General features: G+C 72.7%; 5 protein-coding genes. 3 read left to right on the top strand and 2 right to left on the bottom strand.

The genetic code is table 11. The annotated features are described in order from the left end of the window. Positions 1 to 2 precede the first annotated feature (2 nt). The 3 genes from VMF70_01465 to VMF70_01455 all read left to right on the top strand — a co-directional run bounded on the left by VMF70_01465 (position 3) and on the right by VMF70_01455 (position 10662). On the top strand, positions 3 to 3125 hold the full coding sequence (locus VMF70_01465; protein ID HTT66673.1) for an efflux RND transporter permease subunit: 3123 nt from the start codon (positions 3 to 5) through the stop codon (positions 3123 to 3125). A gap of 3 nt (positions 3126 to 3128) precedes the next feature. Further along, positions 3129 to 6242, top strand: a complete 3114-nt coding sequence (locus VMF70_01460) for an efflux RND transporter permease subunit (GenBank protein HTT66672.1) — start codon at positions 3129 to 3131, stop codon at positions 6240 to 6242. 334 nt (positions 6243 to 6576) lie between these two features. Further along, entirely contained in the window at positions 6577 to 10662 is a 4086-nt protein-coding gene (locus VMF70_01455; GenBank protein ID HTT66671.1) for an AAA family ATPase, read from the top strand. 33 nt (positions 10663 to 10695) lie between these two features. Here the strand turns inward: VMF70_01455 and VMF70_01450 are convergent, their stop codons facing one another. Both VMF70_01450 and VMF70_01445 read right to left on the bottom strand, forming a co-directional pair. Then, positions 10696 to 12876 (bottom strand): prolyl oligopeptidase family serine peptidase, encoded by a 2181-nt coding sequence (locus tag VMF70_01450; protein HTT66670.1) that lies wholly within the window; start codon positions 12874 to 12876, stop codon positions 10696 to 10698. 171 nt (positions 12877 to 13047) lie between these two features. Next, on the bottom strand, positions 13048 to 14317 hold a 1270-nt coding region (locus VMF70_01445), incomplete at its 5' end, for a hypothetical protein (GenBank protein ID HTT66669.1).

Genomic DNA, 14317 nt, shown 5'->3' with positions numbered 1-14317 from the left:
GGGTGAACTTCACCGGCCTGTTCATCCGGCGGCCGGTCATGACGACGCTGCTCATGATCGGCATCCTCGTGTTCGGCATCGTCGCCTACGTGGGGCTGCCGGTCAGCGACCTGCCGACGGTGGACTATCCGACGATCAACGTCAGCGCCAGCCTGTCGGGTGCGAGTCCCGAGACGATGGCGGCCACGGTCGCGACCCCGCTCGAAAAGGCGTTCTCGGCGATCGCCGGCATCGACAACATCACGTCGACCAGCACGCTCGGCTCCACGCAGATCACGCTCCAGTTCTCGCTCGACCGCAACGTGGACGCGGCGGCGCAGGACGTGAACGCGGCCATCTCGCAGACGCTGGTCCAGCTGCCGTCCAACATCATCCCGCCGTCCTACCGGAAGCAGAACCCGGCGGCCGCGCCGATCCTGATGTTCGCGCTCACCTCCAACGTGCTGTCGCTGCCCGCGCTCGACGAGTACGCCGAGACCACCATCGCGCAGCGCCTCTCGATGGTCGACGGCGTGGCGCAGGTGTCCGTCTTCGGGTCCGCCAAGTACGCGGTGCGCATCCAGCTCGACCCGGACAAGCTCGCCACCCGCGGCCTCAGCATCAGCCAGGTCGCGGCGGCCGTGCGCTCCGAGAACGTGCTGATCCCGACCGGCGTCCTGTACGGCCGCGACCAGACGCTCACGATCCAGGCCACCGGCCAACTGTACGACGCCGCCGCGTTCCGCCGGCTGGTCGTGGCGTTCCGCGACGGCGCGCCGATCCACCTCGAAGAACTCGGCAACGTGTTCGACGACGTGCAGAACAACAAGTCGGCCGCGTGGTACAACAAGGACCGGTCCATCGTGCTGGCCGTCCAGCGCCAGCCCGGCACCAACACCGTCGCCGTCGCGACGGCCGTCAAGGCCGCCATGGCCGAGATCACGCCGGATCTGCCCTCCTCGGTCAAGGTGAACGTCCGGTACGACCGGTCCGTCTCCATCGAGAACTCCGTCCACGACGTGAAGTTCTCGCTGGTGCTGGCGCTGGCGCTGGTCGTGCTCGTGATCTTCCTGTTCCTGCGCAGCGTCGTGGCCACGCTCATCCCGAGCCTGACGCTGCCGATGTCCATCGTGGGCACCTTCTCGGTCATGGCGCTGCTCACCTTCAGCGTGGACAACCTGTCGCTGATGGCGCTGACGCTGGCGGTGGGCTTCGTGGTGGACGACGCGATCGTGATGCTCGAGAACATCTACCGCCACCTCGAGATGGGCAAAGCGCCCCTCCAGGCCGCGCTCGACGGCGCCAGGGAGATCAGCTTCACGATCCTGTCGATGACGCTGTCGCTCGCGGCGGTCTTCATCCCGCTCGTCTTCATGGGCGGCATCATCGGGCGGCTGTTCCGGGAGTTCGCGATCACGATCGGCGCCTCGATCCTGGTGTCGGGATTCGTGTCGCTGACCCTCACGCCCATGCTGTGCAGCCGGCTCCTCAAGGCGCAGCAGGACGTCACGCACGGGCCGTGGTTCCTCGCGACCGAGCGGGGCTACGAGCGCACGGCCGCGGCCTACGAGCGCAGCCTGGGCTGGGTGATGCGGCACCGCCCGCTGACGCTGGTGTTCTCGGCCATCATCCTGGTGCTCACGGCCGTGCTGTTCCGGGTCGTGCCGAAAGGCCTGTTCCCGAGCGACGACACCGGCCTCCTGCAGGGGACCACCGAGGCGGCGCAGGGCACGTCGTTCCCCGAGATGGTGCGGCTGCAGCAGCGGGCGGCGGCGCTGCTGGCCAAGGACACCAACGTCGCCGGGTTCATGTCCTCGGCCGGCTCGGGCGGGGGCAGCTCGACCAACCAGGGATCGTTCTTCATCGCCCTGAGGCCGGCGGGCCACCGGCCGACGGCCGACCAGATGGTGGCCCAGCTGTCGCGGCGCCTGTCGGGCATCCCGGGCCTCAACGTCTTCATTCAGAACCCGCCGTCCATCCGGATCGGCGGCCGCGGCTCGAAGAGCCTGTACCAGTTCACGCTCCAGGGGCCCGACGTCGCGAAGCTGTTCGAGGGTTCGGTGCAGCTCCTGGCGCGGCTGCGCGAGGTGCCGCTGATCACGGCGGTCACCAGCGACCTGCAGAACGCGAATCCGCTGGTGACCGTGCGGATCGACCGGGCCCGGGCCGCCGTGGCCGGGGTCACGCCGATGGCGATCGAGCAGGCGCTGGCCAATGCGTACAACGAGCAGCAGACCTCGACCATCTACACCAGCACCAACGAGTACTGGGTGGTGATGGAGTTGCTGCCGCAGGCCCAGCTCGACGCCGCCGCGCTCGCCCGCCTCTGGGTCACCGGGACGAACCGGCGCCTCGTGCCGCTGGCGGACGTCGCCACGTTCCACAGCGGCGTGGGCCCGGTCAGCATCAACCACTCGGGCCAGCTGCCGTCCGTGACCATCTCCTTCAACCTGGCGCCCGGCGTCTCGCTCGGCACGGCCGTGGCCGAGGTGAGCCGCATCGCCGGCCAGACGCTGTCGGGCACGATCTCGACCGCGTTCGCGGGCACCGCCCAGGCCTTCCAGGCCTCGCAGCAGGGGCTCGGCATCCTGCTGCTCATCACGGTCTTCGTGATCTACATCATCCTCGGCATTCTGTACGAGAGCTTCATCCATCCCGTGACGATCCTGAGCGGGCTGCCCTTCGCGGCCTTCGGCGCGCTGCTCGCGCTGTGGATCACCGGCACCGAGCTGGGCGTGTACGGGTACGTCGGCGTGATCATGCTGATCGGGATCGTGAAGAAGAACGCCATCATGATGATCGATTTCGCGGTCGAGGCCGAGCGGGCGGGACATACCACGCCCGCGGCCGCGATCGTGCACGCCGCGCGGGTGCGGTTCCGGCCCATCATGATGACCAGCGTGTCGGCCGTCGTCGGGACGCTGCCCATCGCGATCGGCGTCGGGGCCAGCGCGGCCTCGCGCCGGCCGCTGGGCATCGCCGTCGTCGGCGGGCTGGCCTTCTCGCAGATCGTCACGCTGTTCGTCACCCCGGTGTTCTACACCTACCTGGACGACCTCCAGACCTGGCTCGCCGCGCTGCCCGCGCGGTTGCCCTGGGGGCGGACCGAGGCGGCCGAAGCCGCCGCCCCGGGCGCCGGGGACTGAGCCATGAACTTCACCGGCCTGTTCATCCGCCGCCCGATCATGACCACGCTGGTCATGGTCGGGGTGCTGTTCTTCGGTCTCGTCACCTACCGGCGGCTGCCGGTGAGCGACCTGCCCAACGTGGACTTCCCCACCATCACCGTCACCGCGGCGCTGCCGGGGGCGAGCCCGCAGACGATGGCGGCCACGGTGGCCACGCCGCTGGAGAAGCAGTTCTCGACCATCGCCGGCATCGACAACATGACCTCCACGTCGAGCCTGGGGCAGACGCAGATCGTCATCCAGTTCTCGCTGGACCGCGACGTGGACGCCGCGGCGCAGGACGTGCAAGCCGCCATCACGCAGACGCTGCGCGGCCTTCCGCAGGGCATCACCCCGCCCTCGTACCAGAAGACCAACCCGGCCGATGCGCCGATCGTGACGCTGGCCCTCACGTCCGACGTCCTCCCGCTCTCGGCGCTCGACGAGTTCGGCGAGACCACCATCGCGCAGCGGCTCTCGATGGTCGGCGGCGTCGCGCAGGTGCTGGTGTTCGGCGCGCAGAAGTACGCCGTGCGCATCCAGCTCGACCCCTCGCAGCTGGCCTCGCGCAACCTCGCGCTCGAGGACGTGGTGGCCGCCGTCAGCAGCCAGAACGTGAACCTGCCGACCGGCGTGCTGTGGGGACCCCGGACGGCCCTCACCGTCCAGGCCACCGGCCAGCTGGGCGATGCCGGCGCGTTCAACGACCTGGTGGTGGCCTACCGGAACGGCGGCCCGGTGTACCTGCGTGAGCTGGGCCGCGTCACCGACGACGTCCAGAACAACAAGACCGCGAGCTGGTACAACGGCGCGCGGGCCATCGTGCTGGAGATCCAGCGCCAGCCGGGGACCAACACCGTCGCGGTGGCGAGCCGCATCCGCGCCGCGCTCCTCAAGGTCCAGCGCGAGATCCCGCCCACCGTCCGCGTCCAGACGCTGTTCGACCGCTCCATCACCATTCAGGCGTCGGTGCACGACGTGACGTTCACCCTGGAGCTCACGCTCGCGCTCGTCGTGATGGTGATCTTCCTGTTCCTGCGGAATCTGTCGGCCACGGTCATTCCCAGCCTCGCCCTCCCGATGTCCATCATCGGGACGTTCTCGATCATGTACCTGCTCGGCTACAGCCTGGACAACCTCTCCCTCATGGCCCTCACGCTGGCCGTGGGGTTCGTGGTGGACGACGCGATCGTCATGCTCGAGAACATCGTGCGCCACCTGGAGATGGGGAAACCGCGGCTCCAGGCCGCGATCGACGGCGCCGCCGAGGTGGGCTTCACCATCGTGTCCATGACGCTGTCGCTGTCGGCGGTGTTCATCCCGATCCTGTTCATGGGCGGGATCATCGGCAAGCTGTTCCACGAGTTCGCGGTCACGATCGGCGTCTCCATCCTGGTGTCCGGGTTCGTGTCGCTGACCCTCACCCCCATGCTGTGCAGCCGCTTCCTGCGCTCGGACCACGGCCGGAACCACGGCCGGCTGTACGCGGTGAGCGAGCGCATCTACGACCGCTCGGTCGGCGCCTACACGCGCAGCCTGGCCTGGGTCATGGCGCACCGGTTCGGCGCGCTGATGTTCTCGCTGGTCACGCTGGTGGCCACGGCGTGGCTGTTCTGGGTGATCCCGAAGGGGCTGTTCCCGACCGACGACACCGGCCAGCTGCTGGCCACCACCGAGGCGGCCGAAGGCGTGTCGTTCGACGCGCTGTCCGAGCGGCAGCAGGAGGTCGCCGCCCTGGTGGCGAAGGATCCCGACGTGCTGGCCGTCACGTCGGCCGTGGGGTCCACCGCCGCAGCCAACCAGGGACTGCTCACGATCGACCTCAAGCCGATCTCGCAGCGCAGCCGCAGCGCCGACCAGATCGGGCGCGACCTCGCGGTGGCGACGCAAGCCGTGCCGGACGTCACGGTCTACGTCGAGAACCCGCCTGCGATCTCGATCGGAGGCCTGGCCTCCAAGAGCCTGTACCAGTTCACGCTCCAGACGGGCGACATCACCGTGCTGGACTCCGCCGCGCGCGCGCTCGAGGCCCGGTTGCGGCAGCTGCCGATGCTCACCGACGTCACGAGCGACCTGCTGATCGCCAATCCGCAGGTGACCGTGGACATCGACCGCGAGCACGCCGGACAGCTCGGCGTCTCGGCCACCGAGATCGAGAACACGCTGTACGACGCCTTCGGCCAGCGGCAGGTGTCCACGATCTACACCCCGACCAACGAATACTGGGTCGTGATGGAGCTGCTGCCGCAGTTCCAGCGCGACGTGGCGTCGCTGGGCTCGCTGTGGGTGCGGTCGGCCAACGGGCCCACGGTCCCGCTCAGCGCCGTCGCCGCGTTCCGCGCCGGCGTCGGCCCCGTCACGGTCAACCACGCGGGGCAGCTGCCGTCGGTCACGGTCTCGTTCAACCTCGCCGCGGGGGTGTCGCTCGGCACCGCGCTCAATGCCGTCCAGTCGGCGGCGCACGCGGCGCTGCCGACCTCCGTGACGGCCGCCTTCTCGGGGACGGCCCAGGCGTTCCTCGGCACCCAGCAGGGCCTCGCGCTGCTGCTGGTGCTGGCGGTGTTCGTGATCTACGTGATCCTGGGGGTGTTGTACGAGAGCTTCATCCACCCGGTCACCATTCTGACCGGGCTGCCGTTCGCCGCCTTCGGCGCGCTGGTGACGCTGCTGCTGTGGGGGCTCGACCTGGACGTGTACGGCTTCGTGGGGATCATCATGCTCATCGGCATCGTGGAGAAGAACGCCATCATGATGATCGACTTCGCGCTCGAGGCGCAGCGCGGGGGCGGCACCTCGCCGGAGCAGGCGATTCTCGAGGCGGCGCGGGTGCGCTTCCGCCCCATCATGATGACGACGCTGTCGGCGCTGATGGCGGCGATCCCGATCGCGGTGGGCTGGGGGGCGGGCGCCGCGACGCGGCGGCCGCTGGGCGTGGCTGTGGTGGGCGGGCTCGCGTTCTCGCAGCTCGTGACGCTGTACGTCACCCCGGTGTTCTACACCTACCTGGACGAGCTGCAAAGCTGGTTCGGCCGGCTGCGGGAGGCGAAGTCCGGTGTCATGGCCGGGGATTCGGTGCCGCAGGCGGCGAGCGACTGAGCCGACCGATCAGGTGCCCGGGGTCCGTCGGGTCGCGGCACCCGGGTTCGCCGCGGTCCCCCGGCCGCGCGTCGCCTCGCCGTGCTGACCCGCCGCGCCACTCCCCGCCGTCTCGGTGCACGCCGAGAGGCGGCTCGTGACGGGCGGTGACCGGGGGACCGGTCCATCTCCCGCAGACTGAGCCGGCGTCACCCGCGCAGCGGATCGCCGAGCGGACCGGTCGGCCGGCCGCGCACCGCGGATGGCCGCGCCGTCGCCCCGAATGACGCTCGAATGACGCTCGCCGGCTTTCTTCTCCGTCAGGCTAACCACCGACGAGTCACATGCGCGTCAGATGACGAACGAGCCGGCCGGCCCTCCTCCGAATGACGCTCGACTGACGCTCACCACGCTGGGCGCCTGGTCGCTCACGTATTCGTCGTCGGGACAACCACTTACAACCCTGCTCGGGCCCGGCAAGCCGCTGGCGCTGCTGGTCTACCTGGCGCTCGCCCCCGGGCGCACCGTCCGGCGGGAACACCTGCTCGACCTGCTGTGGGCCGACGTGGAGCCGGACGCCGCCTCGCACTCGATGCGCCAGACCATCTGGCTCATCCGCCGCCGCCTCGGCCGCGAGGTGCTCAAGGTCGCCGGCGACACCGTCCTGCTCGCCGCGACCGTGGAGACCGACCGCGACGCCTTCCTGGCCGCCGTCCAGGCGCAGCACGTCGAGGCCGCCTTCGCCCTCTACCGCGGGGAGTTCCTGCCGTCGTTCGCCGCGCCCGGCGGCGCCGAGTTCGAGCGGTGGGCGGACCTCGAGCGCGACCGCCTCCGCGCGCAGTTCGTCCATGCCGCGCAGACGCTGGTCCGGCACAAGCTCGCCGCCGGCCAGTCGCGCGACGCCCTCGCCTGCGCGCGGCGGGCGCGCGACGCCGACCGCTCGATCGAGGCCAGCTGGCGGCTGGTGCTGGAGGCCTGCGTGTCGGCCAACGACGCGCTCGGCGCGGCGCTCGAGGCCGACCAGCTCGAGTGGTTCTTCGCCGCCGAGTCGCGGGAGCCCGAGCCGGCCACCCGCGCCCTGCTGCGCGCCGTGCGGCACGCGCCGGAGGGCGAGGAGGAAGCGGGCGGCCGGTCGCTGGTGGCCGAGCTGGTGGGCCGGGAGCGCGAGTTCGCCGCGATCCTGGCCGCGTGGGCGGGCGCGCGGCGCTCGCCGGGCCGCCACCTGCGGGTGACCGGCGGCCCCGGCCTCGGCAAGACGCGGCTGCTGCACGACATCCTGGCCCGGCTGCGCGCGACCGGCGCCCGGGCGCTGTACGTGCGCGCCAACCCGGGGGCGCGCCACGTCGCTTACGCGTTCGTCAGCGACCTCGCCACCCAGGTGGCGGCCCTGCCCGGTGCCATCGGCATCTCGCCCGGCAGCGCCGCCACCCTGGTCGGCCTGAATCCGGCGCTCGCGTCGCGGTTCGCCGCCGCGGCGGAGCGGGCGGACGGCGACGAGATGCTCCGCCACCGCACCTCCGCCCTGGTGGAGCTGCTCTCGGCCGCGGCCGCCGAGAGCCCGGTCGCGCTGCTGCTCGACGACGTGCACTGGGCCGACGGTGCCTCGCGACAGGTGCTGCGCGGCGTGCTGCCGAAGCTCGAAGGGTTCCCCGCGCTGGTCGTGAGCGCCTCCCGCCCGGGCGCGGGCGACGACCTCGCGGCGCCCGGCGACGACCAGGTGGCGCTCCAGCCCCTGACCGAGAGCGAGAGCACGGCGCTGCTGGCCAGCCTGGCGAGCATCCCGAACGAGCCATGGTGGGGCGAGTTCTGCGTCGCCCTCCACGCCGGCAGCCGCGGCGTGCCGCTGCTCGCGCTCGAGATGCTCCAGCTCGCGATGGAGCGCGGGCACCTGGTGCGGGACGAGGCCGGCTGGCGCTGCACCGACCGCGAGGCCCTCCTCGGGCAGGTGAGCGCGGGCGGCCCGCTGCGCCATCGCATCGCGCAGCTCGGACGCGAGGAGGGCCGGCTGCTGCTCCTGCTGGCGCTGGCCGGGACGCCGCTGGGCGTCGGGTCGCTCGCCGCCGCTGCCGGGCGCGGCGCCGAGGACGTGGACGAGGACGTCAACCACCTCGAGCAGCGCGGCCTGCTGGCCCGCGTGGGCGGCGAGTGGGAGCCGGCCCACGACGAGATCTCGCGCCTGGTGGAGGAGCAGTCGGCGCCGGATGCCGCGCGCGAGGCGCACGCCGCGCTCGGCACGCTGTTCGCCCGGCAGGCCGCCGAGAACCCCCAGGTCCTGCCGCGCTGCGCGCAGCACCTGCTCGCCGGCGGACGGGAGCCGGCGGTGGGCGACGTGCTGCGCCGCTGGGTGGCCCAGGCCCGGCGCAGCGGCGATCGCCGCTCGCTGCGCAGCCTCGCCGCCGAGCTGATGGGCGAGGGCGCCCGGCCGGGGGCCGCCGGGCGCCTGGTGCGGCGCCTGCCCGCGCACGTGCGCCTCGGACTCGACACGCCGCGCCGCATCGCGTCGGCGGCCGCCCTCACGCTGCTCGTGGCGGCGGGCGCCACCGCGCTGGCGCTGCGGACCGCGCGCGAGCCGGACGCCGTCCTGGTCGTGCTCCGGCCCGCCGGCGCGGACAGCGCCACGCCGGTCGGCATCCCGCTGTACCGCGACGCGCCCGCGAGCGGTGCGCTCGACGTCCGCCGGCCGCCGCGCACCGTCACGGTCCTGCCGAAGCGGGTCGCGATGCTGCGCAGCTCCTACGAGCCGCAGCCCGGCGGCGACCAGTGGCTGTTCGTCCGGACCGCGCCCGATTCGGGCGGCGAGGACGTGTTCCTGCTCCGCCCGGACGGCACCGAGCGCCGGCTCACGGCGTCGCGCGGCGACGACCTCGGCCCGCACTGGTCCCCGGACGGCGCCCGGATCGCGTTCTCCACCGACCGCTGGAGCACCGAGAGCCACAGCAACGTCGCGGTCATGGACCTCGCCACCGGCCGGGTGCAGCGCCTCACGTCGGGGGAGGCGCGCGACGTGTATCCGGTGTGGTCGCCGGACGGCACGCGGATCGCGTTCGTCCGCACCTACTACAGCGACCGCGCGAGCGAGGTGTGCTGGGTCGCCGCCGACGGCTCCGCGACGCGCTGCTTCGCGACCCCGGGCTTCGGCCCGCACAAGGTGTCGGGGTGGCGCGACGCCGACAGCCTGGTCGTCGAGGGCGAGGCGGACGACGGCTCCGGACTCACGGCGATGCTGGATCTCGTCTCCGGGCACCGGTCCGGCGAACGGCGCGCGCAGTGGTCGTGGCTCAGCGCGGACGGCCGCTGGCTCCTGTGCGCGTGCAGCGGAGGCCGGTCGGATCAGGCGGCGCTGCGTCTGATCCCGCTGGAGCGCCCGGAGCGCGCGAGCCTCATCGAGCCCGACAGCCTGACGGACGAGCAGTCGCTGGTGATCCGGATCCCGGCCGGCCGGACGCGCCCGTTCCTCAGCCGCCTCGTGATCCGGGCGCCGGCCGACGGCACCGTGCCGCTCGGCGCTCCCTACCGCCTCCTGGCCTCGGGCCTCGACTCGCGCGGGGACCCGGCGCCCGACATCCCGGTGCTGACGTGGCGGAGCGCCGATCCGACGGTGGCGACCGTGGACACGCTGGGCGTGGTCCACCCCGTGCGGACCGGCGACGTCACGATCACCGCCTCGGCCGGCGGCTGGCGCAAGGCGAGCACGCAGCTCCGGGTGCGCGTGCAAGCGGCAGCCGTGGTGATGGCGGAGGACTGGAGCCGCGGCCTGGACCAGGGGTGGCGGCCGTTCGGCGATCCGCTGCCGCTCGAGGTCGTGGGTCCCGGCGGCACCGAAGCCCTCTGGCACCACGGCGACAGCAGCTTCGCCTCGGGGGTCTACAGCCGGCGGTCGTTCGACGGCCCGGCCGGACTGGCCGTCGAGCTGCGCCTCTCGACGCCGGTGGACCGTCTCACCTGGCAGAACGTGAACGTCGATCTCGAGGCCGCCGTGGACTCGGCGGCGCTGGAGCGGTGGGACCACCGCACCGGGGCGCCGCCCGATCACCTGGACGTCCACCACTCCTGCGGAACGGGCTTCCCCGGCGGCGAGGGTGCGCGGAACCTCGGCACCGTGACGGTCACCGCGGCGACCTCGCGCCGCGTCGCCGTGGAGCCCGCGCTGCGCTCCGGCCGCTGGTGGACGCTGCGGCTGCAGATCTTCCCGGACGGGCGATGCGGCGTGGCCGTGAATGGCCGCGCGCGCGCCATCCTGCCGGAGCCCCTCCGCCTCGAGCGGCCGTTCCTCCTGTTTCTCCAGGGCTACTCGTACCACACCCGCATGCTGGTCGGGCCGCTGACGGTGTGGGAGGGCGTGCCGGGCGGGGTGGACTGGGAGCGGGCGGGCCGCGCGGAGCCGGGGAGCGTCGCGCGTGCGGGCCGGGGCGGCCGCAACCGCCCGGCCCCGAGTCGATAGCCGCTCCCTCGCGCGCGGCGCCCGCCGCCGGCGTCACGGCCCCGCGGGCTGGAATCCCTCCACGCCGAGCTGCCACAGCAGGAAGGCGTAGGTGTCGGTCGTCTCCGCCTCCGCCTGGCTGTAGGTCGAGCCGACCCCGTGCCCGCCCTCCATCTCCACCCTGAGCAGCACCGGCCGGCCGCTCGACGTCGCCGCCTGGAGCCGCGCGGCGAACTTGGCCGGGATCCAGGTGTCCACGCGCGGGTCGTTCATCCCCGCGGTCAGGAGCATCGCCGGGTACGCGGTGCCCGCGCGCACGTGGTGGTACGCGTCCATCGCCAGCAGCTCGTGGAAGCCCACCGGTGTGGTCGGGTCGCCGAACTCGGGCCGGTTGGCGGGGCCGCCCACGCCCACCAGCATGTCGCGCACCGGGTTCGTGGCGCCGACCCTCGGCACCGCGGCGCGGAACAGCTCCGGCCGCTCGTTCACCGCCATCCCGATCTGGATGCCGCCGGCGCTGGTGCCGGTGCCCGCGAGCTTCGCCGGCGAGGTCCATCCCTGCTTGACCAGGTATTCGGCGCAGGCGATGAAGTCGCGCCAGGTGTTCGACTTCCTGGGGCCGCGGCCGGCCTGGTGCCACGCCTCGCCGAACTCGCCGCCGCCGCGGTCGTGGCACACCGCGAACACGCCGCCGTGCTCGAGCCAGGCGAGCAGGGTCGGACTGAAGTACGGATCGTAGCTGATGCCGTACGAGCCGTAGCCGTCGAGCAGCGTCGGGTTGGAGCCGTCGCGGGCCGCGTCCTTCCGGTGCACGATCGACAGCGGCACCAGCGTCCCGTCCCAGCTCGGCACGCGCACCTCTTCGGAGGCGATGGCGGAGAAGTCGGCCGTCGAGGGCTCCTTGAGCCTGGTGTCGGTCATCCGGCCGGTGGCGGGGTCGAAGCGGTACCACAGGGTGGAGTGCGTCCACGACGACAGCGCGACGATCGTCCCCGCGCGCCGCTGCATCGTCACCAGGCCGCCGACGGAGCCGTCGAACGGGAGCCGCACCGGCGCCGCCGTGCGGGCCCCGTACGCGAGCCGCCACACCCGGCCCAGGCCGCCGTCCAGGGTCTGGACGTAGAGCGCGTCCCTCGCGGCGCCGACGCTGCGCACCACCGCGTCGCTCTGCGGGACGACCGTCGCGGCGTGCGCGAGGTCGGGGCGGCGGAGGCTGGTGCGGAGCACCTTGAAGCGCGGCGCGTGGTCGTGCGAGAGCAGGAACGCGTCGTCGCCGTGGACGTCGAGGCCGGTCACGCTGTCGGGGACGTCCACCAGCGGCCGCCAGCGGGCCGTGCCGTCCCGCACCTCGGCGAGCGGCGCCACGTAGGCGGTGACCTCGTTGAGGACGCCGTGGCCGAGCACCGTGACGGCCCAGGCGGATCCCGGGAAGGTGAGCACCACCGGGAAGTCGTCCTCGCCCGGCTTCACGCCCGGCGAGACGCCGATGCCGACCACCGGGACGTCGAGCGAGTCCGCGCGGCCGAGCACGTGGAGCAGGGCGCGGCTGTTCTTGTACTTGTGGGCGATGGGCTCGTCCGGCCCGAGCTTCTGGAGCCGGTTGTAGAAGAACGACCGGCCGTCGGGGCGCCAGCCCACGGCGCCGACGTCGGTCCGGTCGATGGAATCGGGGAGGGTGCGGCCGGTGGCGAGGTCCAGGACGCGCAGGATGGCGTTCTCGGAGCCGCCGGGCGAGACGCCGTAGGCCACGTAGCGGCCGTCCCACGACGGCGCGAAGTAGTTGATGGCCCACGGCGGGCCGCCCGGCGCGCGGAGCTTCTCGGGATCCACCAGCAGCCGCTCCGGGCCGTCGAGGCGGTCGCGCACGTAGAGCTTCTGCTGGTCCTCGCCCGGGAGCCGCTTGAGGTAGAAGATCCGCGCGCCGCCGAACTGCACGCCGCCGACCGAGGAGCCGGCGTTCGACAGCGCGTGTACCCGGGCGGCGAGCGCGGCCCGGCCGGGGATGGCCTCGAGCACCCGGCGCGCGTAGTCGGTCTGCGCGTGCAGCCACTGCACCACCGCCGTGTCCTTGAGGTTCTCGAGCCAGCGGTAGGGATCGGTGACCGTGGTGTCGAACATCGTGTCCGTCACCGTCCGCACCGGCGTTGCCGGCGGGCCCGCCTGCGCGGCGAGGAGGCGGGGGATCAGGGCCAGGAGCAGGGCGGCGGCCGGGCGCGACGAGCGGGGGACTCGCATGGGAGGCCTCGGGGGTCGGGGTTGGCGGCACCTACGATACGCCGGGGCGGGCGGTTTCGACATAGCCCTGCCGGGCGGGCGTGCGGCGGGCGCCGCCCCCCCTGCGCTCCGCGGCCCCGACGACAGCCGGGGCCGGGCACGGGGCGGTGGAGCTGGGCCGGGTGCCGCCCGCTACGGCACGCCGATCTCGATGCCGATGATGCAGATGTTGGCGTTGGCGCCACCGGTGCTGAAGGTGAAGCTCGGCGTCGTGGTCCCCGTGACCTTCTGCTCCGTCGCCATGTCGAGGTCGCTGCCGTCCGAATTGTCGAGGAGCAGCGTGTAGCCGGAGCCCGCGTGGTACCCGTAGGTCCCGTTGATGGTGGTCGCCGCGTACACCGCGTTGCCGCTGTGGATGGCGCTCAGCGGGGGGCTGAGCGTGATCGAGGAGACGTTCTGGTTGAGGATGACGAAGCTGCCGGTCTGGACGATCGCATCCGAGCCGTTGGTGCCGGTCGTGGCCATCCCCGTCACGTAGTCCACCGTCCAGGTGAAGTCGGTCAGCGAGGCATCGTCGGTTCCGTAGTCCACGGTCGTCGTGGCCGTCGTCGTGCTGGTCACCAGCGCACGGTATACGGAGAGCCGCCGGGATCCGGTGCAGGTGCCGCACCCGGGGATCTCGTTCATCGTCACGTCCGTCACCAGCGTCCAGGTGACGCCGCTCGACGCGACGGTCGGCGCGAGCGGGATCCCGCCTTGCTTGCGGGCGGCCACGGTCAGGAGGTAGAGGCGCGGCGTGCCCGTGTAGGTGAGCGAGCCGGTCGAGTACGGCCCGGTCGCGACGGCGTGGCCGCCCGTCTCGTGCGCGACGACGACGGTCCCCGCGGTCCCCGTCGCGGTGAAGGTGACGGGGCTCCCGGTGAGGCCCGCCGACGTGGCGCTCAGGGTGTTGGTCCCGGCCGTCGTCCCCAGCGTCCAGCTCGTGACCTGGGCGATCCCGCTGGCGTTGGTCGTGACCGGCGTCGTCGGCACCACAGTGCCGCCGCCCGAGGCGACGGCGAACGTGACGCCGACGCCGCTCACCGGGTTGTTGTTCGCGTCGCGCACGATCACCGACGGCGGCACCGCCACGGCGGTGCCCGTCCTGGCCGACTGGTTGTTGCCGGCGTTGATCGCGATCTGGGTCGCGGCCCCCGCCGTGCCGGTCGCGGTGAACGTGACGGGGCTTCCGGTGAGGCCGGCCGAGGTCGCGGTGAGCGTGTTGGTCCCGGCGGTCGTGCCGAGCGTCCAGCTCGTGACCTGGGCGATCCCGCTGGCGTTGGTCGTGACCGGCGTCGTCGGCACCACGGTGCCACCGCCCGAGGCGACGGTGAACGTCACGCTGACGCCGGCGACCGGATTGTTGCCCGCGTCGCGCACGACGACGCTCGGCGCCACCGCCACCGCGGTGCCGGCCGTGGCG

This window comes from Gemmatimonadales bacterium, from assembly GCA_035502185.1.
Taxonomy (GTDB): Bacteria; Gemmatimonadota; Gemmatimonadetes; order Gemmatimonadales; family JACORV01; genus Fen-1245.
Note: the sequence above shows the minus strand (reverse complement) of the source record. Positions and strands in the feature narration are given on the sequence as shown.

Bases quoted from the DNA above. Each gene is read 5' to 3' on its own strand.
- VMF70_01460 (HTT66672.1), top strand. From the start codon at position 3,129: ATGAACTTCACCGGCCTGTTCATCCGCCGCCCGATCATGACCACGCTG.
- VMF70_01455 (HTT66671.1), top strand. From the start codon at position 6,577: ATGACGAACGAGCCGGCCGGCCCTCCTCCGAATGACGCTCGACTGACG.
- VMF70_01450 (HTT66670.1), bottom strand. From the start codon at position 12,876: ATGCGAGTCCCCCGCTCGTCGCGCCCGGCCGCCGCCCTGCTCCTGGCC.